Source organism: Janthinobacterium sp. CG_23.4 (genome assembly GCF_029892305.1).
Classification (GTDB): Bacteria; Pseudomonadota; Gammaproteobacteria; order Burkholderiales; family Burkholderiaceae_D; genus Janthinobacterium; species Janthinobacterium lividum_D.
In genome coordinates this window covers 2,418,128-2,443,082 of the sequence record NZ_JARXUX010000001.1, presented here as the reverse complement: position 1 = coordinate 2,443,082, position 24,955 = coordinate 2,418,128, and the positions used below count along the sequence as shown (strand labels likewise).

26 protein-coding genes and 1 pseudogene are annotated in these 24,955 nt (G+C 56.6%); 13 read left to right on the top strand and 14 right to left on the bottom strand.

Features of this window, described 5'->3' with window-relative positions; genetic code table 11:
* Positions 1-157 precede the first annotated feature (157 nt).
* From H4V96_RS11050 to H4V96_RS11020, 7 genes are all read left to right on the top strand, one after another.
* The gene (locus tag H4V96_RS11050; RefSeq protein WP_196855214.1) at positions 158-1,108 is read left to right on the top strand and encodes a site-specific integrase; all 951 of its coding nucleotides are present in this window, start codon (positions 158-160) and stop codon (positions 1,106-1,108) included.
* A gap of 201 nt (positions 1,109-1,309) precedes the next feature.
* Positions 1,310-1,645, top strand: coding sequence for a PepSY domain-containing protein (locus H4V96_RS11045; protein ID WP_196855215.1), 336 nt, complete (start codon positions 1,310-1,312; stop codon positions 1,643-1,645).
* 56 nt (positions 1,646-1,701) lie between these two features.
* Positions 1,702-2,298, top strand: coding sequence for an undecaprenyl-diphosphatase (locus tag H4V96_RS11040; protein ID WP_196855216.1), 597 nt, complete (start codon positions 1,702-1,704; stop codon positions 2,296-2,298).
* Positions 2,299-2,373: 75 nt separating this feature from the next.
* Complete coding sequence (locus H4V96_RS11035) at positions 2,374-3,156, top strand: hypothetical protein (protein ID WP_102123991.1); 783 nt, start codon at positions 2,374-2,376, stop codon at positions 3,154-3,156.
* Positions 3,157-3,184: 28 nt separating this feature from the next.
* On the top strand, positions 3,185-3,637 hold the full coding sequence (locus tag H4V96_RS11030; protein WP_102123992.1) for a hypothetical protein: 453 nt from the start codon (positions 3,185-3,187) through the stop codon (positions 3,635-3,637).
* 19 nt (positions 3,638-3,656) lie between these two features.
* On the top strand, positions 3,657-4,415 hold the full coding sequence (locus tag H4V96_RS11025; RefSeq protein ID WP_196857175.1) for a hypothetical protein: 759 nt from the start codon (positions 3,657-3,659) through the stop codon (positions 4,413-4,415).
* A gap of 25 nt (positions 4,416-4,440) precedes the next feature.
* Positions 4,441-5,052, top strand: coding sequence for a response regulator transcription factor (locus H4V96_RS11020; protein ID WP_196857174.1), 612 nt, complete (start codon positions 4,441-4,443; stop codon positions 5,050-5,052).
* Here the strand turns inward: H4V96_RS11020 and H4V96_RS11015 are convergent.
* Positions 5,035-6,542 (bottom strand): IS3 family transposase gene (locus H4V96_RS11015; RefSeq protein ID WP_280721166.1). Its coding sequence is split into 2 segments (ribosomal slippage): positions 5,035-6,125 and positions 6,125-6,542, totalling 1,509 coding nucleotides; the frame shifts between segments, so codons are not numbered across the junction. The two genes, H4V96_RS11020 and H4V96_RS11015, sit on opposite strands and share 18 nt — an antisense overlap.
* Before the next feature lie 376 nt (positions 6,543-6,918).
* Here H4V96_RS11015 and H4V96_RS11010 point away from each other — a divergent pair.
* Together H4V96_RS11010 and H4V96_RS11005 are read left to right on the top strand one after the other, a co-directional pair.
* Positions 6,919-7,392 (top strand): type II toxin-antitoxin system antitoxin SocA domain-containing protein, encoded by a 474-nt coding sequence (locus tag H4V96_RS11010; RefSeq protein ID WP_196857167.1) that lies wholly within the window; start codon positions 6,919-6,921, stop codon positions 7,390-7,392.
* Positions 7,376-8,050, top strand: a complete 675-nt coding sequence (locus H4V96_RS11005) for a hypothetical protein (protein WP_280720931.1) — start codon at positions 7,376-7,378, stop codon at positions 8,048-8,050. Before H4V96_RS11010 ends, H4V96_RS11005 begins: the two co-directional genes overlap by 17 nt.
* A 381-nt stretch (positions 8,051-8,431) precedes the next feature.
* Here H4V96_RS11005 and H4V96_RS11000 read toward each other — a convergent pair whose 3' ends face one another.
* Positions 8,432-8,623, bottom strand: a complete 192-nt coding sequence (locus tag H4V96_RS11000; protein ID WP_196857169.1) for a hypothetical protein — start codon at positions 8,621-8,623, stop codon at positions 8,432-8,434.
* A gap of 177 nt (positions 8,624-8,800) precedes the next feature.
* Here H4V96_RS11000 and H4V96_RS10995 point away from each other — a divergent pair.
* A protein-coding gene (locus tag H4V96_RS10995; RefSeq protein ID WP_280721166.1) for an IS3 family transposase occupies positions 8,801-10,308 on the top strand; the annotation gives its coding sequence in 2 pieces (ribosomal slippage) (positions 8,801-9,218 and positions 9,218-10,308; 1,509 coding nt in all).
* A gap of 439 nt (positions 10,309-10,747) precedes the next feature.
* On the opposite strand, the gene H4V96_RS10990 is transcribed toward H4V96_RS10995, so the two are convergent.
* The 9 genes and pseudogenes from H4V96_RS10990 to H4V96_RS10950 all read right to left on the bottom strand — a co-directional run bounded on the left by H4V96_RS10990 (position 10,748) and on the right by H4V96_RS10950 (position 20,143).
* Positions 10,748-11,836, bottom strand: a complete 1,089-nt coding sequence (locus H4V96_RS10990; protein WP_102123996.1) for a DMT family transporter — start codon at positions 11,834-11,836, stop codon at positions 10,748-10,750.
* A gap of 108 nt (positions 11,837-11,944) precedes the next feature.
* Positions 11,945-12,307, bottom strand: coding sequence for a hypothetical protein (locus tag H4V96_RS10985; RefSeq protein WP_196855711.1), 363 nt, complete (start codon positions 12,305-12,307; stop codon positions 11,945-11,947).
* A gap of 110 nt (positions 12,308-12,417) precedes the next feature.
* Entirely contained in the window at positions 12,418-13,026 is a 609-nt protein-coding gene (locus H4V96_RS10980; protein WP_280720930.1) for a transmembrane anchor protein, read from the bottom strand.
* Positions 13,027-13,037: 11 nt separating this feature from the next.
* Positions 13,038-13,700 (bottom strand): HupE/UreJ family protein, encoded by a 663-nt coding sequence (locus H4V96_RS10975; protein WP_280721183.1) that lies wholly within the window; start codon positions 13,698-13,700, stop codon positions 13,038-13,040.
* Between the two features lie 99 nt (positions 13,701-13,799).
* A complete protein-coding gene (locus H4V96_RS10970) occupies positions 13,800-15,029 on the bottom strand; it encodes a TolC family protein (protein ID WP_196855713.1) in 1,230 nt (409 codons plus the stop codon).
* Positions 15,026-15,328 carry a DUF3240 family protein gene (locus tag H4V96_RS10965; RefSeq protein WP_196855714.1) on the bottom strand — a complete coding sequence of 101 codons (303 nt, stop codon included), beginning with the start codon at positions 15,326-15,328 and terminating at the stop codon, positions 15,026-15,028. Before H4V96_RS10965 ends, H4V96_RS10970 begins: the two co-directional genes overlap by 4 nt.
* Positions 15,321-18,404, bottom strand: a pseudogene (locus H4V96_RS10960) (CusA/CzcA family heavy metal efflux RND transporter). Before H4V96_RS10960 ends, H4V96_RS10965 begins: the two are co-directional and overlap by 8 nt.
* Positions 18,404-19,519 carry an efflux RND transporter periplasmic adaptor subunit gene (locus tag H4V96_RS10955; RefSeq protein WP_280720929.1) on the bottom strand — a complete coding sequence of 372 codons (1,116 nt, stop codon included), beginning with the start codon at positions 19,517-19,519 and terminating at the stop codon, positions 18,404-18,406. The pseudogene H4V96_RS10960 and the gene H4V96_RS10955 overlap by 1 nt, the downstream one beginning before the upstream one ends.
* Positions 19,520-19,747: 228 nt before the next feature.
* The gene (locus H4V96_RS10950; protein ID WP_196855715.1) at positions 19,748-20,143 is read right to left on the bottom strand and encodes a hypothetical protein; all 396 of its coding nucleotides are present in this window, start codon (positions 20,141-20,143) and stop codon (positions 19,748-19,750) included.
* 240 nt (positions 20,144-20,383) lie between these two features.
* Between H4V96_RS10950 and H4V96_RS10945 the strand changes: the two genes are divergently transcribed.
* Together H4V96_RS10945 and H4V96_RS10940 are read left to right on the top strand one after the other, a co-directional pair.
* Complete coding sequence (locus H4V96_RS10945; RefSeq protein WP_076568658.1) at positions 20,384-21,055, top strand: heavy metal response regulator transcription factor; 672 nt, start codon at positions 20,384-20,386, stop codon at positions 21,053-21,055.
* Positions 21,052-22,461 (top strand): heavy metal sensor histidine kinase, encoded by a 1,410-nt coding sequence (locus H4V96_RS10940; protein WP_196855716.1) that lies wholly within the window; start codon positions 21,052-21,054, stop codon positions 22,459-22,461. Before H4V96_RS10945 ends, H4V96_RS10940 begins: the two co-directional genes overlap by 4 nt.
* A 187-nt stretch (positions 22,462-22,648) precedes the next feature.
* Here the strand turns inward: H4V96_RS10940 and H4V96_RS10935 are convergent, their stop codons facing one another.
* Positions 22,649-23,065: a DUF305 domain-containing protein gene (locus H4V96_RS10935; protein ID WP_196855717.1), complete on the bottom strand. Its 417-nt coding sequence runs from the start codon at positions 23,063-23,065 to the stop codon at positions 22,649-22,651.
* A 94-nt stretch (positions 23,066-23,159) separates the two neighbouring features.
* Positions 23,160-23,639, bottom strand: a complete 480-nt coding sequence (locus H4V96_RS10930; RefSeq protein ID WP_280720928.1) for a four-helix bundle copper-binding protein — start codon at positions 23,637-23,639, stop codon at positions 23,160-23,162.
* 235 nt (positions 23,640-23,874) lie between these two features.
* Here H4V96_RS10930 and H4V96_RS10925 point away from each other — a divergent pair, with 235 nt between their 5' ends.
* Positions 23,875-24,219, top strand: coding sequence for a CzcE family metal-binding protein (locus tag H4V96_RS10925; RefSeq protein ID WP_196855718.1), 345 nt, complete (start codon positions 23,875-23,877; stop codon positions 24,217-24,219).
* A 39-nt stretch (positions 24,220-24,258) separates the two neighbouring features.
* Here the strand turns inward: H4V96_RS10925 and H4V96_RS10920 are convergent, their stop codons facing one another.
* Complete coding sequence (locus H4V96_RS10920) at positions 24,259-24,687, bottom strand: nuclear transport factor 2 family protein (RefSeq protein WP_196855719.1); 429 nt, start codon at positions 24,685-24,687, stop codon at positions 24,259-24,261.
* Positions 24,688-24,955 lie beyond the last annotated feature (268 nt).

Genomic DNA, 24,955 nt, shown 5'->3' with positions numbered 1-24,955 from the left:
GGATAATATAAGGTTATCCTGTGTCAGACGTCTTTTCGTGCCATTTTTTCCGCGTTTGCTGTACATTTGCCGATAGCACCGGACATAATTGGCAACGCCACTAGCGACGATCTACCCAGCCGACCTTTCCCGCCCGCTTTTTCTGCCTTACCATGCCATGTCTGATATCGACCTCTTTCTGCAGGCTGCCACGCGCGAGAACACGCGAAAGAGCTATCGAAGCGCGGTCCGCGACTTTGAAGTTGAATGGGGTGGTTTTTTGCCAACGACATCCGATAGCGTGGCACGCTACCTAGCCGACCGAGCCGGCAAGTATGCTATCAACACCCTGCGTCAGCGATTGGCCGCATTAGCCCAGTGGCATCTCGACCAGGGCTTTCCCGACCCAACCAAGGCTCCAGTAGTACGCCAAGTCTTACGCGGTATCCAGACGCTGCACCCAGCCGAGGAAAAGCGGGCAAAACCATTCCAGATCGATCAACTCATGGCGGTCGATCACTGGTTGACGGCCAACGTCGACGCCGCGCAATCCCAGCGTGAACTGGCCACCGAGTTGCGGTACCGCCGCAACAAAGCGTTGTTTCTCCTCGGTTTCTGGCGCGGGTTTCGCGGCGATGAGCTGACGCGCTTGCAGATCGAGCATATTCACATCACGCCAGGTGAAGGGATGACTTGTTTCTTGCCGCGCACCAAAGGCGATCACCAGCTCAAGGGTGGCAATTTCAAGGTGCCGTTGTTGTCGCGCTTGTGCCCGGTCAGCGCTTATGAGGAATGGATCGCCGCAGCGAAATTGACGGCTGGACCGGTGTTTCGTGCCATTGATCGCTGGGGCAACATCGGCGTCAACGGATTGAACATCGATAGCTTGGTGCCGCTCCTGCGTAATATCCTGCAAGAAGCTGGCGTGGATGCACCTGAGTTGTACAGCGCCCACTCGCTGCGCCGCGGCTTTGCCACCTGGGCGACTGCCAATGGGTGGGATCTGAAAACGCTGATGGAACATGTCGGCTGGAAAAACGCACAGTCTGCCATGCGTTACATTGACAGGGAAGATTCCTTTAACCGACGCCGCATCGAGCAGAACCTTCTTCCTCCTGCGAGCAAGTAATCAAACATTTGGGTTGGAGCCCGTATGCAGGGCCAACTGACATGAAGTGATGGGTTTGATATGGGCCGTCCTCCCTGGAGGCGTCGCAGAAAACGGAAAATAAAGCAAACTAAACTATTTTGCAGCGGCTCAGTGCCAGCTAAGTCATCCTCCGTAGTCTCTCCATTACGCAAATACCTGCGTTCTTTTTGGAGAAGCACCATGAATCGCTACAGCAAACTTTCTATCCTGGCCGCAGCCATCGCCGCTGCGGCCACCGTTGCCTATGCCGCCCAAGGCAGCATGGAAAACGATGCCATGGCCATCACCAAAGCCAAAATCCCGCTGGCTCAGGCTGTCACCACTGCCGAGCAACACGCCAATGGCAAAGCTGCACGCGCTGAGTACGAAAACTCGAAACAGGGCTGGGTCTACGACGTGGAAGTCGTCAGTGGGGCCAAGGTCTTTGATGTCAAAGTCGATGCCGACAAAGGCACGGTCATTTCGTCCGCCGAAGACAAAGCGGATCGTGACGACGACCACGACAAGCGAGATTGACTATACGCCACTATGGTCGGGGCACCCCTATGGGGTGATCCGGCCACGGAGAACAAATGGAAAACCTCAATCACGCACTATTTCTCTGGCTTAATGCACCAGAGCATCCAAGCACGCTGCTGTTGGCCGTCGCCACCATTTTCGCTGAATATGCCATTTGGGCGCTCCCGGCCATCCTTGGGCTCGGCTGGCTACGCGGAAGCGAACATACCCGCAAGGTTTTGCTCGAAGCGACCGCGTCAGGTCTAGCAGGCTTGCTCATCAACCAGATCATTGGGCTGGTTTCGCAACATCCACGTCCTTTCATGATCGGTCTGGGGCACACCCTGATTCCCCATGCGGCTGATTCTTCGTTCCCGAGCGACCATCTGACGCTCCTATGGGCCGTCGCCTTTAGTTTCCTGATGCACAGCAGCTCACGTGTGGCTGGCCTGGCACTGGCATTATTGGGGCTGCCTGTTGCTTGGGCGCGTATCTATCTCGGCGTTCATTTCCCGCTGGACATGGTGGGTGCGGCCATGGTCGGGGTGCTGAGTGCGTGGCTGGCCTTTCGTGAAGTACGCATGTATTTGCCCGCCGCTTACCGCCTTACCCTGAGCGTTCATCGAAGTCTCTTCCGAAAACTCATCCAAATTGGATGGGTGCGCAAGTGATGGGCCTATGGCTGGCCTAAGTTTGGCCGGTCAAACTTGCCCCAAGAACAACCAGCCCTTGCAGGAAACAACGCCATGAATACGCTGACCATGCCTTCCACATCAAATTGGCTCAACAAAGTCCCCGAAGTGACGCTCTCATTCTGGGTCATCAAGATCATGTCCACGACGGTCGGAGAAACAGGAGCCGACTTTCTGGCTGTCAATGCTGGCTTCGGCCAAAGCATGACTCGCACAGTGATGGGCGCGCTGTTGGCTGTTGCCCTAATCATACAGTTACGAACGCGGCGCTACACGCCCTGGATTTACTGGCTTTCGGTCGTGCTGGTCAGCGTGGTGGGCACCCAGATTACCGACCTGCTCACCGATGGGCTAGGCGTGAGCCTGTATGTCAGCACGTCAGCATTTGCCGTGGCGCTGGCAGGAATTTTTGCGGTTTGGTTTTGGGTGGAACGTACTTTGTCCATCCATGAGATTTTCACACGGCGCAGGGAGTTGTTTTACTGGTCTGCCATCCTTTGCACGTTTGCACTGGGCACGGCGGCAGGTGACTTGGCGACCGAAGCGATCGCTCTGGGCTTCACATGGGGGGCGATGTCATTCGGCATATTGATCGCTATCACCTATGCGGTATGGCGCATGGGCGGCAACGCCGTTCTGACCTTCTGGATAGGCTACATCCTGACTCGCCCCTTCGGTGCCGCACTTGGCGACCTGCTGACGCAGGCCAAGGCCTATGGGGGCCTCGGCATGGGTGCCATGTGGACCAGTGCTCTATTCCTAACCGTGATCGTGATGCTGGTGGCCGTCGCGCAGTTTAGCGTTGGCAATCGCATGAATGCACAAGCCGTCGAATAAACTCTATCGAAAAACTCAAGGAGAAATCATGCGCCATCTGCATTCGCTAACTCACTCCGTTACCACACTATCGGCCATCGCTCTCTTGGCCCTTGCGGCTGGCTGCTCAAAGTCTACCAACACCGGTACGGCAGGCTCTGTTTCATTAAAAACAAGTCAGGCTACTTCTGCACTGCAGGCAAAGACTGCATCCAAGCTTGGGGATCTGTCTGCGTTTCGGACCATCACCGCAGAGGTTGCTGCCCTCGTCGACAAAGGCGATCTGCCAGCTGCTAAAACGCGGATCAAGGAGTTGGAGGTCGCATGGGACTCGGCGGAAGCAGGCTTGAAGCCCCGTGCAGCGACTGACTGGCATATGCTCGACAAAGCCCTTGACCGCGCCCTTAGCGCCCTACGTGCAGATGTGCCCAGTCAAATCGACTGCAAAAAAGCTTTAGCTGACCTGGTGACCATTTTTGACTCCCTCCAAGCCAAGCACTAACTAGCAAACAGGAATTGAGATGAATATTTCAACCGAAAAAGCATTAGGCAAAGTCCCTGAAGTGACGCTCGCTTTCTGGATCATCAAGATTGCAGCCACCACGCTCGGCGAAACAGCTGGCGATGCCGTTTCGATGTCCATGAATTTGGGGTACCTGATTGGTACTGCTATTTTCTTGGCGGTATTTCTGACAGCGGTATTTGCGCAAATCAAGGCCAAGAAATTTCACCCCTTCCTTTACTGGGCAACCATCATTGCAACTACCACAGTCGGCACGACGCTGGCTGATTTTGCAGACCGATCACTTGGTATCGGGTACGCTGGTGGCTCGACCTTACTTATAGCTTTGTTGTTCGGTTCCCTATTTATATGGCATCGAACACTAGGCTCAGTGTCGGTCAGCACGCTCAGTTCGCCGAAAGCCGAGATATGCTACTGGGTAACTATCATGTTTTCTCAGACCTTGGGAACGGCACTGGGCGACTGGACAGCCGGTACCGCTGGCTTGGGCTACACCGGCGCCGCTATAGTGTTCAGCGTCTTGTTGGCACTGGTCGTTGCAGCTTACCATTGGACAAATGTGTCGCGGACCCTGCTTTTTTGGACAGCATTCATTTTGACTCGACCTCTCGGTGCCGTGGTGGGGGATTTTTTGGATAAGCCGCTCAGTGCAGGCGGCCTGGCTCTGAGTCGTTACTCAGCATCAGCGGCATTATTCGCCTTCATTTTGACTAGTATTTTGCTATTCAAGCAAAGGGCTGCCAGAACAGCGCATTGAATTATCGGTATAAGAAGGAGGAATAATGCGAGTCTTGCTGGTCGAAGACGACACCATGATTGGCGAAGCCATCCAAGGGGCGTTGAAAGACGCCTCTTATGCGGCCGACTGGGTAAAAAACGGTCAAACTGCCCTTACGACATTGGGTTGCCAGCACTATGACCTGGTGCTGCTCGACCTTGGACTGCCTGGCAAGGATGGGCTGGAGGTGTTGACCAACATCCGCGCCAAGGACAACCCCGTTCCACTGCTCATCATCACCGCCCGTGACGGCCTCGATGATCGACTGCGCGGCTTGGATGGCGGGGCCGATGACTACGTGCTCAAGCCCTTTGAAATGGCCGAACTGCTGGCCCGCATGCGCGCCGTGCTACGACGCAAGGGAGGCAGCGCAACGCCCATACTCAGCAACGGGGTTGTCTCGCTTGATCCAGCCACGCGAGAGGCCGCAGTCAACAGTAGTGCCCCGGCGCAACTCTCTAACCGTGAGTTCGCGTTGTTGCAAGCATTGCTGGCACGCCCCGGTGCAATTCTTTCCCGCAGTGATCTGGAAGACCGTATCTACGGATGGGGCGAAGAGGTGGAAAGCGGTAGTTGTCAACAAAGATGTCGCGTCAAGTCATGCAGCTTTTCTTAATTCCTCTGGTGGTTTCCGTTCTGGATTCAGCCAGACTTCATCGTTCAATTCCCAATCCCGCGTAGTCCCGGCCCAGCGCTCAGGATGGCGTTGTTTGGCGGCCTCGTAGACTTGCTTGCGGTATTTTAGGATCGCTCCGTCCCGACCATCATGGCGCTGCGCAGGCGTCACGAATTTCAGGCCGCTGTGCTTGTGCTGATGGTTGTACCACTGCACAAATGACAGCGTCCATTGTCGCGCCTTTTCGATACTTTCAAACGGTTTGCTCGGATAGTTTGGCCGGTATTTGCAAGTCCGGAACAGCGACTCGGCGTAGGCGTTATCGTTGCTCACACGGGGTCTGCTGAACGACGGCATGATCCCAAGCTTTTCCAGCGTCGCCAACATTGTGGAGCCTTTCATTGAGCTGCCATTATCCGAGTGGAGCACCACCTCACGCCCGGCCAGCCCCTCGGCCAAGCTGGCCTTGCGCATCAGCAGCGACGCCATTTCCGCAGACTCGGCGACGTTCACTTCGTGCGCGACGATCTTGCGGCTGTAGACGTCAAGAACCATGTACCAGTAAAGATACAAGCCTCGCACGCTGGTCGGCAGCCAAGTGATGTCCCACGCCCACAAGCGGTTCGGCTCGGTTGCGCAGTGGCTTGTGACGACCCTTGTGCTGGGCTTCTTGGCTCGGCCGCGGTGATGCTGCTGCTTCTCGTCTTTCAATATCCGGTAGACGGTCGATTCTGATGCTAGATACTCGCCCCGATCAGCCAAGGTCGGCACGATCTGGCTAGGTGGACTACTGGCAAATTCAGGGCTGTTGGCAACCTTCACAATCTGCTGGCGTTCCTCTTCGCTCAATTTGTTGGCCGGTGCCACGCGCCGACTGCCTTTGCGCCCGTCCGCCTGACTGCCATCACTGCCCTGCATCCAGCGCTGGTAGGTTCGAAGGCTGATCTCCAGCGCACCACACGCCTGCGCACGGCGACATCCGCCGTCAACAGCTTCTTCAACTAGCGTAATCACTTGCTGGCGATCTGGGGCGCAGATCAATCGTCCTCTGGCTCCCCCCAGATCGCCTGGGCTTTTTTTCTGAGAATGATCAGCGCCGCCGCCTCCGCCAGTGCCTTCTCTTTACGCTGCAAATCCTTCTTCAATTGCTTGATTTCCTTGCGGTCGCTTTTGCCTTGCGCGCGCAGTTCGCGGTGACGCTCGGCCGGCGCTTCATTGGCCTGCTGGCAGGCCTCGCGCCAATCGGCAACCTGCTCGACGAACAAGCCTTTGCTCCTGCAGTATTGAGCCAGTTCGGCCTCGTTCATGCGTGCTGTCTCCAGCACCACCCCAAATTTATCCGCCGACGACCACACCACGGCATTCTTTCCATTTCCCGGCACCGCCACTCCCTGAGATTGTAGATTTCGTCGCCAAGTATAAAGTGTCTGTTCCGAGATACCATTCTCCTTCGCCAAGGCCGATACCGGCCTGTTCTCCGGCGGCATCATTTGCCGAAGGATGGCTTCCTTGCGCTCTGCTGGATACTGATTCACTATACGTCTTTGCTCCGCCCCCGGATGGATTAAAGTGATTCAAGTGACGCGACATCTATCCTGACATAGGGGGTGCACTCTGCGCGCGCATGTTATGCTAGCGGGCTGAAAAGTTCGCAGAGGCTCAATTAGCGCGCTGGATTACTGATGTTGTGCGAGGCGACTTACTTCACTTAGAAAGAGGTATTCCCTCGGCAGTTCGCCCAGTTCCCGTAGTGTCCGCGCGTCTGCTCGGAATCACTAAGACCTTTGATGATTCTTGTAATGTTGTTAGAATAAAACTAATGTATTTTAATGCCCTGCAAATTGTGGGCAAACATGTGAGGAAATCATGGCATTGTCAAAAGATCTGGATACGTTGCAGCAAACGCTGATCCAAATTCATCGCGCCATTTTTGCGGAAAGCCCCTCGCCGATGAAATTGCAGAAGCTATGTTATTACGCGCAGGGATATATGCTCGCCGACGGAAAAGAATTGTTCCCAGAGGATTTCCAAGCCTGGCAGCACGGCCCGGTGATTCCGGAGCTCTACCAAAAATACAGCAGCTACTCTTGGCGCGCGATCGATGTCGAACTCCCCGCAGAGGTTGAGGACAAAGCTATGGAGGCCGATGTGGCCGACATCGTTGCGGCCTATGGTCGTTACGATGGCGCAGCGCTGAGCACGATGACTCATAGAGAGGCGCCTTGGTTGGATGCTAGAGGTGGCATTCCAGAATCGCAGGGAAGCAGCGCGGTCATTTCAAAGGATGCGTTGTCGCGGTTCTTCCAAGCTCAGCTTCGTCAAGATGGCGCGGGAAAATAAGTATTCCGGCCTTGCCGAGAAATCATTTCAGCTCGCGACCTCAATAAAGCTTGCAGTGTCGTTCGAACACGTCGATTGGGATGACGACGGTTATTTTTTTCTCCATGGACTCAACAGCGATTATTACGTGAAGCTCTTTGAGTGCATCACTGATTTGCAGAAAAGCACTGAGGACGAAATAGTTCAGCAGACCCACAGCTCGCTGAAGGCAAAATCCATTTTCAACACGAAGAATGGATTGCACAACAAATTCCCGGATTCGACGATCGAGGCGGTCGTTGCGAAATTGATCGTTGAACGTCCAGACAAAAAGGATTTGCCGGCAGTGACCGCCGACGCAAAAAAAGTCGTGAGCAGGGCCTTCGAAGTGAGGCTTGGAACGAATTGGGGTCGAATCCATGGCTTTGTGTGGGACAAGGTGTTCCATGTGGTCTGGTTTGACCCAGCGCACAACATGTATCCGGGCAAGGGCAACAAGCCCCAAGAACAGGCATCCTATGCCAAGGTGCGCTCCTTTTCCCCAGAGGCAGTCGAAGAGGTCCGCGCGATCAATAACAGACTTGTCGATGAAAAAAATGCCCTCGTCGAAGAGAAGCAAAAGCTTCAAGCCGAATTCGACGAGCTTTATGCAATATTTGCTTCCACGCCTGGAACTTGATTGAGTCTGCGAATTTCACATGATCTCCCCTAGATTCTGCGCGGCGAAAGGGGCGCTATTCGGGGCCGCCGCAGGCCTGAAGAAAAGGTGCTCACGGATTCTCAATTTTAGTCATCCAGGTCGCAGATTGGGCTGCTATCGATGAAATCGCCGCACCATTGGTCGGCCGCATTCTATGGATAGCAAAGGTAAGTCGTCATAGCGGGCCTGGCCTTTGAGTTTTTGCGGATCAGTAGCTGGCTCAAACCAACATCGAATGGTGCTTCACACTCTTATGTGAGCCTAAGATCAGCTCAGCTCAGTGCCCGATGGTTGCCTGCACAATGTCGAACAGTGTTCCAAGATGCGGCTTTACATGGACGCAAGATAGATTTGTCTCCATCAGTAGTTCCCACTCATGCGGCTTGCCGCCATTTCCCAAATTGCATTGAGCGGATCGCGCAGTGTGAGCATATACACCACGGGAGGACCGTTGACCTGCTTCATCCCCGCTCGGCGCAAGGCGCTGTTCATGGCAACCACAGGGTCCAGCGAGGTGTAGACGAAAGACGGATAGCGGGCGTTGTTGTGCAATGTCAGGTCCGAGCGTCCATGGAAGCGAATTTGCCCTGTTGGCGCGATGATTTTGCTTGCCCCCTATGTCAGGATAGATGTCGCGTCACTTGAATCACTTTAATCCATCCGGGGGCGGAGCAAAGACGTATAGTGAATCAGTATCCAGCAGAGCGCAAGGAAGCCATCCTTCGGCAAATGATGCCGCCGGAGAACAGGCCGGTATCGGCCTTGGCGAAGGAGAATGGTATCTCGGAACAGACACTTTATACTTGGCGACGAAATCTACAATCTCAGGGAGTGGCGGTGCCGGGAAATGGAAAGAATGCCGTGGTGTGGTCGTCGGCGGATAAATTTGGGGTGGTGCTGGAGACAGCACGCATGAACGAGGCCGAACTGGCTCAATACTGCAGGAGCAAAGGCTTGTTCGTCGAGCAGGTTGCCGATTGGCGCGAGGCCTGCCAGCAGGCCAATGAAGCGCCGGCCGAGCGTCACCGCGAACTGCGCGCGCAAGGCAAAAGCGACCGCAAGGAAATCAAGCAATTGAAGAAGGATTTGCAGCGTAAAGAGAAGGCACTGGCGGAGGCGGCGGCGCTGATCATTCTCAGAAAAAAAGCCCAGGCGATCTGGGGGGAGCCAGAGGACGATTGATCTGCGCCCCAGATCGCCAGCAAGTGATTACGCTAGTTGAAGAAGCTGTTGACGGCGGATGTCGCCGTGCGCAGGCGTGTGGTGCGCTGGAGATCAGCCTTCGAACCTACCAGCGCTGGATGCAGGGCAGTGATGGCAGTCAGGCGGACGGGCGCAAAGGCAGTCGGCGCGTGGCACCGGCCAACAAATTGAGCGAAGAGGAACGCCAGCAGATTGTGAAGGTTGCCAACAGCCCTGAATTTGCCAGTAGTCCACCTAGCCAGATCGTGCCGACCTTGGCTGATCGGGGCGAGTATCTAGCATCAGAATCGACCGTCTACCGGATATTGAAAGACGAGAAGCAGCAGCATCACCGCGGCCGAGCCAAGAAGCCCAGCACAAGGGTCGTCACAAGCCACTGCGCAACCGAGCCGAACCGCTTGTGGGCGTGGGACATCACTTGGCTGCCGACCAGCGTGCGAGGCTTGTATCTTTACTGGTACATGGTTCTTGACGTCTACAGCCGCAAGATCGTCGCGCACGAAGTGAACGTCGCCGAGTCTGCGGAAATGGCGTCGCTGCTGATGCGCAAGGCCAGCTTGGCCGAGGGGCTGGCCGGGCGTGAGGTGGTGCTCCACTCGGATAATGGCAGCTCAATGAAAGGCTCCACAATGTTGGCGACGCTGGAAAAGCTTGGGATCATGCCGTCGTTCAGCAGACCCCGTGTGAGCAACGATAACGCCTACGCCGAGTCGCTGTTCCGGACTTGCAAATACCGGCCAAACTATCCGAGCAAACCGTTTGAAAGTATCGAAAAGGCGCGACAATGGACGCTGTCATTTGTGCAGTGGTACAACCATCAGCACAAGCACAGCGGCCTGAAATTCGTGACGCCTGCGCAGCGCCATGATGGTCGGGACGGAGCGATCCTAAAATACCGCAAGCAAGTCTACGAGGCCGCCAAACAACGCCATCCTGAGCGCTGGGCCGGGACTACGCGGGATTGGGAATTGAACGATGAAGTCTGGCTGAATCCAGAACGGAAACCACCAGAGGAATTAAGAAAAGCTGCATGACTTGACGCGACATCTTTGTTGACAACTACCGCTGATAACTCCCATACGCAATGCTATATATCTCATCACTTCGTCCGACAGATTACAGATGATGGTGCTTTACTAATGGATATGTTGTGGGTTTGGCTTCCGCGCTACAACGGCTATTTAGTGGAGTTGTCTCGAGGAGAGAACATTGAACGGTTCTAAAGCGGTATGCTTGGAACCACATGGACCAGTAAGAAAGAAAAGGGCTAGCATGTTCGTTAGCGGTTTGAACACCGTAGGCAATGGCGGCGCGATCCTTCAGACGTTAGCTCCAACCTCGTCAATCCATTGCTGGTCCTTCCAAGCATTCCATCTACCTGGGAACGTACGAATTCACCCTCAACACCCATAAACTCGGCGACATTGTGCGAATCCGCGATTTCGCCCCATGCAATCTTCTTTTTGACCAGAGTCATGAATGATCGTGCCGGTGATGGATGTCAGGATAATGGGGGTGCGCATGGCGCAGCGGCAGATGCTGATGGGTGTGCACATGCGGCTCCTTGCCGTCCCAGCTGTCATCGTGCGTATGCTGGTGATGGGCGTCGTGGCTGTGCACATGCGTATGTAACAGCGGCTCATGCTCGTGATCGTGCTCATGATTTTCCGTTAAATGCAGCCAAATGCCTGCGGCCATCAACGCTGCGGCCAGCCAGAACAGCAGCCCGGGAATGTCGCCCAGCATGAACAAGGAGATGACCGCGCCGACAAACGGCGCCGCCGAGAAGTAAGCGCCCGTGCGGGCCGTTCCCAGGTGGCGCAACGCCAGCACGAACATCACTAGGCTCAAGCCGTAGCCGCAAAAGCCGACCAATCCTGCGTTCAGGGCAATGCTGACGCTGGGCAAGGTGTAACCCAAGGCCATGGCGATGGCCAGGTTGACGGAACCGGCTACTAGGCCCTTCAATGCCGCAATTTGCAAGGCATCGCTAGCGGACACCTTGCGTGTCAGGTTGTTGTCGATGCCCCAGCACAGGCAAGCGCCCACAATGGCGATCGCGCCCCAAGGCACGCCCAGTTTTGGCACCTGCTCCCAGGACAGCAGGATGCCAGCGGCGACGATCAGCAACATGCCAATGAAAATACGGCGGTCGAAATTTTCCTTGAAGACAAACCACGCCAGCATGGCAGTCAGCACGCCCTCGATATTGAGCAGCAACGATGCCGAGGAGGCAGGCGTCAGCGTCAGGCCGAACATCAGTAGGACCGGCCCGGCAATGCCGCCGAAGGCAATCGCCCCCGCGAGCCATGGCAAATCCGCAGTCGTGAGCGTGGCGGGTTTGTCCTTGGAGTTGCGGGTGAGCACCGCGCGCACCAAGAAACAGCCCAGCAAGCCCAGTCCGCTGCCCAGGTACAGGATTCCTGCCAGAGTGACGGGAGCGACCTGCCCTACCAGCGTTTTGGCAAAGGGCGTGCTGGCGCCAAACAGGGCCGCCGCCAGTAAGGCGTACACGACACCCTGATGCGTGCTGTGACTGGGTGAAGATGAAGAAAATGCCATACCATGCTTTCATAACGTATTGGTTTACTTAGTCTGCCAGTATGCACGATCCGGCACACCCTGGCAGCGCAACCCTCATTGCGGCCCGGTGAGGGGCCGCATGGTGCCTTACTTGGCGACCAGCTCGGCCTTGACTGTGTTCTTGTTCGTGAAGGTGATGCTGGCCTGGGCTCGGGTGCCCGCGGCCAGCGGCACCGCCGTCTTGGCGATCATCGTATTGTCCGCGCCGGGCTGCAAGGCGACGTCGGTCTTGGTATTGCCCGTCATGATTGTCAACACGCCAGTTGCGCCTGCCGTCGCGTAATTCTTGCCCGCGCTTTTGGCATACACCGTGGCTCCCATCTTGCCGACCTTCAATTCGAGCTTGATCTGGGCCGGCGCCTCGTCATGATCGTGGTCGGTGTGGGCCCACGCGCCAGGTACTCCGGAAACGAGCAACAAAGTGGCCAACGTCAACATAACTTTTTTCATGCAATTCTCCATGGATGCGGCGATTTTGGTCGGCCTCGCCGCGATAAGCCGTCGTACATGGGCGCGGCACCGTATCATTAGCGCCGCACACAGCAAACCAATCGTATTACTTACTTTTTGTAAATGTCCGCGTAGAAACCGCTGGAGCGCAGCACCAGGGTCACCGGCTCGGCCGATTTGTTTTTCCAGTACCAGCCGTGCACACCTGTAAAGGGCGCGATGAGCGAGCCGCTGGAGCTGCTCACGCCCTTGTCGGCGATGAAGCTCTCGAACTCGTCTTCCCGCGCGTTGACCGGCTCGCCATGAAAATCATGGTTGACCACGGCGCCACCCTTCGTTTCCCAGGAATAAATCAGCGTTGCACCCTTGGCCAAGTGGGTTTTGACTTCCAGACCTTTGCCGGGAGCCAGCGTAATTTCCTGCTCGTCCGAGCGGTATGGCACGGTTTGCTTGGCGGCAATCGTTCGTGCGCGTGCCTCGCCGGGCGCCGTTACCTGCGAGCCCTGCGGTGCGGGTGCGCTGTCGGCAGCGGCGGCCGCCGGGCGATGCAAGGTGGTCAAGCCCAGCGCCTTGCCGATTCCAGTGGGATCGATGCCGTATTCGGCAGGCAGGATCGCGACCGTCAAAATGAGGCCGGCAACCAAGGCCGCCAAGCCGGTACCGCGCAACAGTTCTTTTTTAGCGACCGAAATGCCGCCGTTCATGGGTGTGGATGTCATGGGTCGTGCTCCTATTTGCTGAGAAAGCCGGTGAATTGGTAGCCGGCCAGAATGAGTCCGGCCGTCATCAGGACGAAATTGCCAGTGGCGGCATGCCGTACAAAGCTGGTGGTGCTGCGCCAGTAGCGCATGGCGATCAGGATCATGCTCAGAGCGAGCAGCTGGCCGATCTCCACGCCGACATTGAAGGCGATCATGTTCGGCACCAGGCCGTCGGCGGACAGAGAAAAGTCCTGCAGCTTGGTGGCCAGTCCCAGACCATGGAAGAAACCGAAAATCAGCACGGCCGCGCGCTTGTTTGGCTGTACCCGAAAGACCGTCTGGAAGCCGCCCAGGTTGTCGAATGCGCGATACACGATGGACAAGCCGATAATGGCGTCGACGAAATAGGCATTGATGTGCCAGCCGTTGATCACACCCAGCAGCAAGGTAGTGCTGTGGCCTATGGCAAACAGCGTCACATACAGGCCGATATCCTTCATGCGATACAGGAAGAAGATCACGCCGCACAAAAACAGCAAATGATCGTAACCGGTGACCATGTGCTTGGCCCCCAGATAAATATACGGCAGGATCTGCATGCCGCTGCTGGCCTGCAGAAAACCCTTGTCGGACTCGGACACGCCATGCGCCGCCGCGACGCCAGCGCACAGCCATAGCAAGGTACCGGCCAGCCAACTCCACCAGGCGCCAAGGCCCGGTTTGTTCGTTATCAATTTCACGTAGTGCTCCTGTTAAAAGTCATGGCGTCGGGCGACGCCTGGAAAAATGCCTTATTCATGGTCCATGTCCCACACCACATGCGCGTCGACCAGGACGCCGTAATAGGCACGTGCCGCCGCCACCCGCGCCGCCAGGGAGTTTTGCTGGGCGGTGGTGGCCTGGCGCCGCGCCGTCAGTAGCGTAGGCAGATCGGCTTCGCCCAGGGTGTAGGCACGTTGCAGCAGGCGCGCGTTGTCACGCATGTCCGCCGCGCCCGCTTCGGCCACCTGCCAGCTTTCATGCGCGCCTTGCGCAGTAGCAAGCGACACAGCGATGGCACCGTCAAGGGCGCGTCGCTTCAGCGCGACTTCATGCTGGGACACCTCCATCGCCTGCACTGCCCGGCTGTCGCGCCCGGCCCGATGCGCTCCAGGCAAAGGAATGCTGAACATGATGCCGGTGATGCGCTCACGCCCACCCACTTCCGACGCGGTGTACAGGCCAACCGTGGGGTCTGGCGTGCGTTCGGCGCGCATGCGCGCGCTGACGCCTTGCGCCTTAAGCAGCTGCGCCTCGGTAATCTTGAGTTCATCACTCTGGGCCAGGATCCGTTCACGCCAGAAGGTAGGCGACTCGGCAAGTGGGAGCGAGGACGGCACGGTGGTCAACTCGCGTCGGAAGCCCGGAAAACGAGCATGCAAACGCGCCCAGGCAACAGCGGCCGCCGTTTTGGCTTCGATATTAACGCGTTGCTGGTCGGCCAGGTCGCCACGCGCCAGGCTGGCATCGAGCGCGGCGGCATCGCCGGCCTTGACGCGCTTGTTCACTGCTGCAAGATTGTCGCTGGCCGCCTGCTGATGCTCAGCTGCCAAAACCAGCGCCTGTTCCGCGTGTGCCCAATCCAGCCACAGCCCCAACAATTCACGGGCGGTCTCGTGCAAGGCCTCACCATAGCGCGCCTCTCCCTCTTCCAGCAGCGCCTGGCCGATGCGGCGATCCGCGCTTGCCTTGGCCGGCAGGCGCAGCGTGCGCTCCACGCCCGCATTCCACTCCTTGTAATGCGGGCCCGCTTCCACGGTGCGCCGCTGGGCAGTGACCTTGGCGGTCCATTCGTAAGGCGAGTCCTGCGCTAGCGCCGCATCCTGGCGCAGCATCTCGCGCCCGGCACGGGCAGCTTCCACCTCCGGATCCTGGTCTAACAAAAGGCGGACCATCGCTGTTGGCAGCAAGCCGGGCGTCGGCGGCAGTGGTGCGGCCTGGACCACACCTGCCGCCAGCGCAATGAGAAATCCATACTTCATAACAACTCCCCCGTTTCGGTAATGGGCGTGAGCCAATAGCGCACACTGCCGCCCTGCAAGACCTGGCGCAGCATGGACAGCACCTTTTCCCGATGCTCTTCCGGCAGAAGTGCATCGATGCGCGTCATCTTGGCAAGGCCAAGCACTTGCTCGGTGGTGCTGAGCCGGTCGTGCGCCAAGCCGTGTGCGGCCACCGCAGTGCTGGTAAAGAGAGAAATTTCACTGCTCATCAGCAGCGTGTCGAGCACGCGCTCTTCCAGCGGTGGAGGACACAGCAAGGTTAAACACAGTTCAGTCATGAGATTTCTCCTGCTTCGCCACCGCGAAGCGCAAATAAAGAATGGGTAACAGCAACAGGGTCAAGGCGGTCGCCGTGATCAGGCCGCCAATCACCACGATGGCCAAGGGGCGCTGGATTTCCGAGCCCGGGCCGCTGGCGAAGAGCAGCGGAATCAGGCCAAAAGCGGTGATGGAGGCGGTCATCATCACCGGGCGCAGGCGTCGGCGTGCTCCTTGCACCACCAACTCGGCCAAGGCCATTCCCTCGGCACGCAGCTGATTGAAATAGCTGACCAGAACGATGCCGTTAAGTACGGTGATGCCCAGCAAGGCAATAAAGCCGACCGATGCCGGCACCGACAAATACTCGCCTGTGACCCACAAGGCGACGATGCCGCCCACTAGGGCGAACGGGATAATCGACAGTATCAGCAGGGCTTGGCGCACCGAGCGGAAGGTCGAAAACAGGACGATAAAGATCAAGCCCAATGCCACCGGAACAACAACGCTCAAGCGGGCGGCCGCGCGCTGCTGGTTCTCGAACTGGCCACCCCAGGTGATGCGGTAGCCGGTTGGCAACGTCAGCGTCTTGGCCACACTGGCTTTGGCTTCGTTGACGAAACCCACCAGGTCGCGTCCGCTAACATTGGCAATCACCACGCTATAGCGGCTCCCCATCTCGCGGTCGATCTTGACCGGTCCCTCGGCCCGTTCCAGCTTGGCGACGGTACTGAGCGGCACGCTGCTGCCGTCCTTGGCGGTAATGCGCACGGCGGCAAAATCCGTCGGTGACAGACGGACAGATTCGTCGGCCCGCAGCAAGATAGGCGTGCGTCGGTTGCCCTCGACCGCATGTCCCGCCTGCTGGCCTTCGATCTGGACCCGCAGCGCATCCTGGATTTCTTCGACGCTCAGGCCCAATCGGCCAGCCTGCAAGCGGTCGACGGCCACGCGCAGGTATTGCACACCATCGTTTTGCACCGTGTACACATCCTGGTTGCCTGGTATGGTTTTCAGAACAGTTTCCACTTGCGACGCAAACTGGTTCAGCTGCGCCAGATCGGGACCAAAGATTTTCACGGCGATATCGCCGCGCACGCCGATGATCATCTCGCTCACACGCATTTCGATCGGCTGCGTAAAACTGTACTTAATGCCAGGCAACTGATCGAGTACCTTGCGGATCTCGTCTATCAAGGCTTCCTTGCCCTTCATTCGCCATTCACCTCTTGGCTTGAGCAAGAGGTAGGTGTCGGTTTGATTCAAGCCCATCGGATCGAGGCCGATTTCATCCGAGCCCGCGCGGGCCACCACGCCAGTGACTTCCGGCAGCGCTTGCATCAATGCCTGATGGATCTTGAGGTCCAGCGCAGCGCTTTGTTCCAGACTGACGGAGGGCAGTTTTTCGATACCGACAATCAGGTCGCCCTCATCCATGGTGGGCATGAACGTCTTGCCCACCTGCGTGTAGACCACACCCGCGCCGAGCAGCATGGCCACGGCGCCGATGGCGACCACCCGTTGCCGGCGCATGCTCCAGACCAGCACCGGCTCGTACCAGGTCAGCAGCTTGCGCGTTAGCCATGGTTCCTGATGCGCCACGTCGCGCAGCAGATACGAGGCCAGGACGGGAATGACGGTCAGCGACAGCAGCAGCGAGCCGGCCAGTGCAAAGACGATGGCCAGTGCGACCGGGGCAAAGAATTTGCCTTCCAGATCCTGCAGGGTTAGTAGCGGCAAAAATACCGTGATGATGATGACGATGCCGGAGGTGACAGGGACGGCCACTTCGCGCACCGCCCGATAAATCGTATGCAGGCGGGGTAACTTGCCAGCCGTCGGGTCGTGCGCCAGCCTTTGGACGATATTCTCCACTACCACCACGGCCGCGTCGACCAGCATGCCTATGGCAATGGCCAGGCCTCCCAGACTCATCAGATTGGCAGACATATTGAAGCCGCGCATGAGAATGAACGTGATCAGCGCCGCCAGCGGCAAGACCAGTGCGACCGTCAGCGCCGCGCGCATGTTGCCCAGGAACAGAACCAAGAGGACGACGACAATCACTGTTGCCTCCAGCAGCGCCGAAGAGACGGCGCCAACGGCTTTCGAGACGAGCTCGGCCCGGTCATAGAAGACATTCAGGGTGACGCCCTTGGGTAAGGTAGGCTGGATCTCACCGAGCTTCCTACGCACGCCTTCGACCACTTGCTGCGCATTGGCGCCGGCCAGGCCAAGCACCAAACCTTGCACAGCTTCCCCTTTGCCGCTCTGAGTCACGACGCCATAGCGTGTCAGCGAACCGATACGCACCTCGGCCAGTGCGCCCACACGTAGCGGCACCCCATTCTGTACCGTGACGACGACCGCGCGCAGATCATCGAGGCTGGTAATGCTGCCTTCGCTGCGCACCAGCAACACCTCATCGCCTTCACCCAGGCGCCCGGCTCCGTCGTTGCGGTTGTTGGTGCGGATTGCTTCGCTCAATTGAGCCAGGGTAACGCCGCCGGCAGCCATAGCCAGCGTATTGGGCACGACTTCGAAGGCGCGCACCACACCGCCCAAGGCATTCACGTCAGCCACGCCCGATACTGTGCGCAAGGCGGGACGGATCACCTAGTCGAGCAAACTGCGGCGCTCGGCCAGGGAAAGGCCGCCGCCCTCAATGGTAAACATGAACATTTCGCCCAGCGGCGTGGTAATCGGCGCCATGCCGCCGCTGATACCACCCGGCAAGCTCTCCGTGATACCGGCCAGCCGTTCACTGACCTGCTGGCGGGCCCAGAAGATATCGGTGCCGTCCTGAAAGTCGATAGTGACGTCGGCCAGGCCATATTTCGTCACCGAACGCAGGACCTTGGTCTTGGGAATGCCCAGCATTTCGACTTCGATCGGCACCGCGATGCGGCTTTCCACTTCTTCCGGCGTCATGCCGGGAGCCTTCATGATGATCTTGACCTGCGTACTTGAGACGTCAGGAAAAGCGTCGATGGGCAACTGGTTGAAGGCATACCAGCCAGCACCACTCAGCATCAACGCCGCCAGCAGGACAAATAGCCGTTGCGAGAGGCAAGCCTGAATCAGACGGGCTAACATCAGCTGCCTCCTTTTTCGCCCAGCCAGGAGCCTTTCAGGGCCACGACGCCAGAGATGGCGATATGATCGCCCGCCTTCAGCGTCCCGGACACGCGCACGCGCTGCCCGGCACTACTCACGACGGTCACCCGGCGGGCTTCAAAACCTTCCTTTGAGCGCACAAACACGTAGGCTTGCTTGCCGTCGTGCGCCAGTGCGGCCAGCGGCACGTCCCAAGCGGCAGTATTGGCGCTCAATGGCAATTGCACGGTGACCATTTCACCGGGCCGCAAGCCGCTGGTCCCGGCATCGAGTTCTGCGCGGATAGCGACCGTCTGGCTGCCGGGGGCGACGACCGGACTGATACTGACGATGCGTGCCTTGCTGTTGCGTCCCTCTATCTGCAAGGTGCCGCCGACCCGCCAAGCCGCAGATTCGGCGGCGGGCGCCTGGATGTCCAGTGCCAGGCGATCCAGTTGTGTCAGGTGCAGCAAGGCGGTGGTGGGATCGACCCTCTGGCCCGGCTTGACCTCGATATTAGTCACGATGCCGGCCTGGGAGGCCATGAGCGTTAATCCATCCTCCAGTTTACCGCTGGCAATAATGCGTTCGATCGCCTGCGCCGACAGACCGGCCAGGCGCAGCGCAGCTTTGGCCTGGCGCAACGTCGCTTCGCTGTCCTGCAGTGCCGCCTGTGATTCCTGCACACGGCGCTGGGCAATAATGCCCTCGTCAAACAAAGCACGTTCGCGCTGTGCAGTCTGGCGAGCCAGGCCGGCGCGGCTCGCAGCTTGCAGCACTTGCAATTGCAAAGGGCCGAGCTCCTGGCTGACCAGGCGTAGCAAAGGTGCGCCGCGCTTGACCATCTGGTTCGGCTGTACATACAGCTGCACCGCCAGGCCCGCCACGGGCGAGCTGACGATCTGCTCACCACTGGCGGGCAATGCTACCTGCGCAGGCAGGCTCAGCACGACAAGTTCGGCATCGCGCTGTAAAGCCCGCACTTGGATATTGAGGGCTTGCATCTGCTGTTGTGTGACAGCAAAATTGGCCGGTCGTTCTACGGCGAACGACGGCATGCAATATGCCAGCGCAAGCGCCAGGCACAAGGGCGAGAGTATTTTTCTTGTTTTCATGATTCTTTCCTGAGTACTAGAAACAGGGCTACTGGGGTGATCGAGGCCAAGGCCCGCAGGCCAGGCACGCCAACATCCACCTAGCGCGCCATATAGGCGGCGCCGGATGAAGGAAGGCAGCACAAAGTGATAATGCAACGAAGACAGGAACGCGCGACGCATCCGGGCGCGCGTCCACTCCAGCAAATGCATGAGTGGGGGCGCAAGCCTCCGGTCATACAGACGGAGTTAGGCTGTCAGCGCGTCGCTACAAGGGGGGCGAAACGGGGGATCGAACGATGGGAGCGGCAAGCGCAGGACGACAAATTGCGGTGGGACATTGGCGTCCGCGGCCGGCATGGAAAAGCCGCCAAAGGCGGTATGCGGGAAAAACTGAAGGTGGTCAACGGCGTGCAATGCCTGGTGTCCGGACTTGCCAGGCACGTCATTGCCGCGATCATCATGATCGCCGTCGTCGCTATGGCCTAGGTGGGCATGCTCATGCTCACCTGCATCCTGTTCGAGCTGGCCGATATGCGCGATCTCATGTGCCAGGCGAACGCTACTCCCCATCCATGCGCCGCTGTTCGTCATGAACATGACGAACAGAAAAAAAGCGAGATAGTGGGAGAGAGACTTGCGCATGCCCGGAATGTATCACGCCTGTCATGACTTTGCGAGGGCGCTATTGTGAAAATTAAAAAAAGTGCAGGAACCTTTGATCGTATTTTAATTTGGAATGGTAAAGAGTTCAATTCTGACAGGATTGTAATCCTGGCGTTAGACGACTGTCACCTTTCCAAGGTAGACTGAAGACAGAGACCGACGGCGATCTTCGCCATCCGCATAACGTGGACACAGCAGTTGAACGAGTGGAAAAGTGACATGCGATTATTAGTGGTGGAAGACGAGCAAAAGGCGGGCGAATATATTCAGAAAGGTCTGAACGAGTCTGGCTTTGTGGTTGACTTGGCGAGAACTGGGCCCGACGGACTTCACGCTGCCACTACTGCCCATTATGACCTGATCGTGCTTGACGTCATGCTTCCGGGCTTAGATGGTTGGCAAATCATCGCTGAATTGCGCAAAACGGTCGATACGCCGGTGCTGTTTCTTACCGCACGGGATGGACTCGATGACCGCATCAAAGGTCTGGAGCTTGGTGCGGATGATTACTTGGTCAAGCCTTTCGCTTTTGTTGAGTTGCTTGTTCGTATTCGAACGTTGTTGCGCCGAGGGCCGATCAGAGAAGCTGATATTTTTCAGATTGCCGATCTGGAACTGGACATTCCCAAGCGAAGAGTCATACGGGCCGGTGTTCGGATTGATTTGACTGCAAAAGAATTTGCACTTTTGCATTTGTTATCCAAGCGGGTCGGACAAGTTTTGTCCCGGCCGTTGATTGCATCGCAAGTCTGGGACATGAATTTTGACAGCGACACGAACGTGGTGGATGTCGCGGTACGCCGTCTACGTGCAAAAATTGACGACCCCTTCGAGGTCAAACTGATCCATACGATTCGGAGTATGGGCTATGTGTTAGAAGATAGACAATGAAGATCAAGAACTGGTCTCTCACAACTCAGCTGGGGGCGCTCTTCGCCTGCATCTCGGCAATTGTATTTTCAGCCTTAGGCATCTATCTCTATCAAGCACTCGCAGCACAGCTCCAGGCGCGGGATGATGCAGACCTTGTTGACCGTATTGTGTTCATAAGGCATATGCTTGAGGAAACACCGAGTGTAGAATCGATTCGTGTGGATCCGCACCGCTTTTTAGATGCGGTCGATTTGCATGGCGGCTTTTTGCTCGTTATGCAGGCACAAGACGGTGAAGAATTAACCCGCAATACTAGTGAACGTTCATTTATGCATGCCAATGGCGCTGTGCCGGCTGAGACGATGCCAGAGCCATCTCATGTACGTGCTGCGCTAGGGCATAGCGAACCCAACCTAAGGGTCATCGCAGCGCTAGGTACCGTTGGTTCGACAGCTTCCGTGGTGCAAATCACGCTCGCCCGGAGCGAAGAGAGTCACGCAGCTGTTCTATCTGCATACAAGCTAAAAGTTCTTGCTTCAGGCTTCTTTGGTGCTGTGCTAACAGCCCTACTGGGGTTTCTGCTTGTTCGTCGCGCGTTGCACAAAGTGAAGCTCTTCGCGCAGCAAGCTCAGCAAGTCAGTGCGCACAATTTGGAAGTGCGCTTGCATGCAAAATCAGCCCCGAAGGAATTCCAGATACTGGCTGATTCGTTCAATGAGGTGCTTGACCGCCTGCAAAACAGCTTTAATAACCTTTCCCAGTTCGCAGATGACCTGGCACATGATTTGCGTACGCCTCTTAACAATCTAATGGTGCAAACAGAAGTTGCCCTGTCTCACCCCAGAGAATCGGAGGAATATCAAAACCTGCTCTCATCTAACTACGAGGAGTTTGGCCGTCTAGCTAGAATGGTGGAAAGCATATTATTTTTGGCGCGGGCTGACCATGACCAAGTTTTGCTTGCAACTGAACAGCTTGATATTGATGTTGAGCTGACGCGAATCGCCGAGTATTTTGAAGGGCCGGCATCCGACGCCGGGATATCAATCATCGTCATCGCCACTGGTAAAGTGCTTGCTGATGGGCTCCTGCTTCGCCGCGCGGTGAGCAACCTTGTATCGAACGCCATTCGGTACACCCCAAAGGATGAAACCATCACGCTCAAGGCGATAGCTGACGACGACGGGGCCGTGGTTTCCGTTTCCAATCCTGGCCCAGGCATTATGCAAGAACATCTGCCGCGGCTGTTTGACCGATTCTACCGTTCCGATAAATCGAGGTCCAGTACGTCAGCCTCCGCTGGCTTGGGTCTTTCAATCGTCAAATCCATCATGACGCTTCACCATGGCCGCGCCAACGTCACGAGTGAGCCCGACGGAGTGACCGAATTCACGCTGTTTTTTCCAGCACCCATCACCCATTGATCGTTCGAGGCGAGTTTGCGAGGACAGGCACCTTGAAATTACCAAGGATTACCCCATAGCCTCACACCACCATTAGCGCAATCGCCGACGGGAGAAAAGGCATCTTGTTGTTCGATGTCACAAATGCCTTTGCCGCTGTTAAATGTCGGCGGCGTGGTTCCGCCGCCCCCGTTGGGCGCCAACCGCACTACTTCATTGGATGTTTCTTCATCCAGGCGTCGAATTGCGCGATCTCTTTCTTTTGCGCGGCAATGATTTTCTTTGCAGCGCTGATTATGGCTGCATCCTTGCCGGTATCGACTTCAACTTGCGCCATATCAATGGCCGCCTGATGGTGAGACCGCATCATCATCACAAAATCGTGATCAACATCGCCGGTCATTTTCATTTGGCCCATTTTTTCGTGCATGTCGTCCATCGACTTACGCATTTTCATTGAAGCGTCGCTGGAAGCATTTGCGCCCATTTCCATCTTGCCTGCGGAAGACGCCGACGTCTGCGCGGTGGCTACCACCGGTATTGTGTATGCCGATATAGCCACTGCGAGCGTGCATGCCAGATTGCGCGCAATGCCCAGACTACTGATTTTGTTGTTGGTATGCATATTTCTCTCCTAACAGGCTGTTGAAAAATCCCCATCCATGTCAACCAGGCGGAGGAGGCGTTGTGTATTGGACAGCAATTTTTCCAATTGATAATCAGGCCGCCATGCTACGGCAACTGGACGCGCACGCATCACATGCCTGCACGCACTCTTCCATACCGTCAAGTTCGCGGCAGCTATCAGCGCAAGCTTGACAGATATCGGCACAAACAGCGCACAAACGGGCGCTGAACGCAGAACCACTCAGCTGAAAATTTGCTGAGGTTTGGCAAATTTCGGCGCAGTTCACCATCAAACGAAAATGATCCGGCTCGACGTGTTTTCCACCCATCTTCAGACAATGGGTCATGGCCATCTTCAAACATATTTGATGGCATTGTGCGCACGCATCGATGCAAGACTGCATCTCCGAGACCGCCATACTTGATGAATTTTTCATGCCAAGTTCCTTATCAAAAATGATGAAATGACATAACAACATCACATCATATTCCGCAAAAATGCTACCTGTATGTACGGCATCGCACGTCGATCCACGATTACTCAACGAGCCGCATCCCTTGCCGCGCTGCACCGCCAGCTCAGGCGTTTTCCGATCGCCCTATCCAGCCTGCTTGCTGCGGATGAAAAGTCACTAAAAAAGTTAGCTCAAGTCGAATTGAGGAAAGGTACTTGACCGTGGAACTGCTGAGGTTTCTGTAATGTAAATGTAATGTTTCCGTCATTCGGGCGTGCGAGTCCCCTGCGTAGAATAGCTTCATCGGATTCACAGCTTCATTAACCCGCAAGTGAAAGGTAAGGACATTCTAATGAAATCGCTCAAAGCAAACATCGTCGCCGTTTTCGCTGTCATCGCGCTCAGCCCGCTCGCAGCGATGGCACACCAAGGCGAAATGCATTCGAGTCCTGCATTCGGCAGTGCTGCTCCAGCAAGGTCCGCCACCCGCGCCATCACGATTTCGTCAGCTACCAAGTATGTCAATGTCACCCAAGGCGACGTCGTCAAGTTTGACGTGGATGGCAAGACGTTCACTTGGCAGTTCGATACGCTGCGCGCCAATGCAAGCTTTGACTTTTCGGCAATTGCGCCCTCTGGCGCGAATACCCACGGCATACGCGTGTACGTGGCACCTAACCCGACCTACGCCAACTAAGTGCATGTAAGCCCGCCTGTGGGCTGCTGGCACATGAAGTTACTGAGATTTGCGGGACGACCAGTGAAGATGAAAGATGACCCACTGGTCGCCCTGTTTTTCGAGCAAAGCTGTTTCTGTGCCGAATAAGTGCACATTTTTGCCCTGGAATTGTCCTGTTGTCTCGGTTTCCTGCATCACGACTGCCAGATTTCCATCAATACGTTCGTTTTGTTTGAGCACTTTGCTTTTGGTGGCCTTAGCAAAGGCGGCATCGGCAGGCAGGTGATGGCCAGCGTATTCATCACGTGAACGCTCAACATGCCCGGATTCGTAAATTTTAATTTCCGGGCTAAGCAAAGTGCTCGCCTGCTCGGACTTGCCGCTGGCGAGCGCTTCGTGAAACGCAGCAACAGTTTCAGTTGGTGTGGCGGCGTATAGAGGGAGACTGAATACGGAAATAGCGATAAGGGAAGTCAGTTGGCGCACGAGGTCTCCAGTGTTTTTTGTCTATATGATGAATTGCGGTGATGCAATTAAATCAGCGGGCGGTGATTGTGGCAAGGTGGAAGTGAAAATACTCTGGCAAACTGAAATATGCTTGACCTTCCGTTAATTGGAAGGTGTAGCGTGAGTGGTCGGTTTCATCTCGGTTGGTTCGGGTAATGTGCAAGCAACCTGGTGGAGCACCACGGCGAGGATACGCGGATGAATCGTATGCTGAGGCGCATTGTAAGCAAGCTGGCACAGGTAAGGT

Excerpts from the sequence above, each read along its gene's own strand:
- H4V96_RS11050 (WP_196855214.1), top strand. The coding sequence starts at position 158 with ATGTCTGATATCGACCTCTTTCTGCAGGCTGCCACGCGCGAGAACACG.
- H4V96_RS11045 (WP_196855215.1), top strand. The coding sequence starts at position 1,310 with ATGAATCGCTACAGCAAACTTTCTATCCTGGCCGCAGCCATCGCCGCT.
- H4V96_RS11040 (WP_196855216.1), top strand. The coding sequence starts at position 1,702 with ATGGAAAACCTCAATCACGCACTATTTCTCTGGCTTAATGCACCAGAG.
- H4V96_RS11035 (WP_102123991.1), top strand. The coding sequence starts at position 2,374 with ATGAATACGCTGACCATGCCTTCCACATCAAATTGGCTCAACAAAGTC.
- H4V96_RS11030 (WP_102123992.1), top strand. The coding sequence starts at position 3,185 with ATGCGCCATCTGCATTCGCTAACTCACTCCGTTACCACACTATCGGCC.
- H4V96_RS11025 (WP_196857175.1), top strand. The coding sequence starts at position 3,657 with ATGAATATTTCAACCGAAAAAGCATTAGGCAAAGTCCCTGAAGTGACG.
- H4V96_RS11020 (WP_196857174.1), top strand. The coding sequence starts at position 4,441 with ATGCGAGTCTTGCTGGTCGAAGACGACACCATGATTGGCGAAGCCATC.
- H4V96_RS11010 (WP_196857167.1), top strand. The coding sequence starts at position 6,919 with ATGGCATTGTCAAAAGATCTGGATACGTTGCAGCAAACGCTGATCCAA.
- H4V96_RS11005 (WP_280720931.1), top strand. The coding sequence starts at position 7,376 with ATGGCGCGGGAAAATAAGTATTCCGGCCTTGCCGAGAAATCATTTCAG.
- H4V96_RS10990 (WP_102123996.1), bottom strand. The coding sequence starts at position 11,836 with ATGGCATTTTCTTCATCTTCACCCAGTCACAGCACGCATCAGGGTGTC.
- H4V96_RS10985 (WP_196855711.1), bottom strand. The coding sequence starts at position 12,307 with ATGAAAAAAGTTATGTTGACGTTGGCCACTTTGTTGCTCGTTTCCGGA.
- H4V96_RS10980 (WP_280720930.1), bottom strand. The coding sequence starts at position 13,026 with ATGACATCCACACCCATGAACGGCGGCATTTCGGTCGCTAAAAAAGAA.
- H4V96_RS10970 (WP_196855713.1), bottom strand. The coding sequence starts at position 15,029 with ATGAAGTATGGATTTCTCATTGCGCTGGCGGCAGGTGTGGTCCAGGCC.
- H4V96_RS10965 (WP_196855714.1), bottom strand. The coding sequence starts at position 15,328 with ATGACTGAACTGTGTTTAACCTTGCTGTGTCCTCCACCGCTGGAAGAG.
- H4V96_RS10955 (WP_280720929.1), bottom strand. The coding sequence starts at position 19,519 with ATGAAAACAAGAAAAATACTCTCGCCCTTGTGCCTGGCGCTTGCGCTG.
- H4V96_RS10950 (WP_196855715.1), bottom strand. The coding sequence starts at position 20,143 with ATGCGCAAGTCTCTCTCCCACTATCTCGCTTTTTTTCTGTTCGTCATG.
- H4V96_RS10945 (WP_076568658.1), top strand. The coding sequence starts at position 20,384 with ATGCGATTATTAGTGGTGGAAGACGAGCAAAAGGCGGGCGAATATATT.
- H4V96_RS10940 (WP_196855716.1), top strand. The coding sequence starts at position 21,052 with ATGAAGATCAAGAACTGGTCTCTCACAACTCAGCTGGGGGCGCTCTTC.
- H4V96_RS10935 (WP_196855717.1), bottom strand. The coding sequence starts at position 23,065 with ATGCATACCAACAACAAAATCAGTAGTCTGGGCATTGCGCGCAATCTG.
- H4V96_RS10925 (WP_196855718.1), top strand. The coding sequence starts at position 23,875 with ATGAAATCGCTCAAAGCAAACATCGTCGCCGTTTTCGCTGTCATCGCG.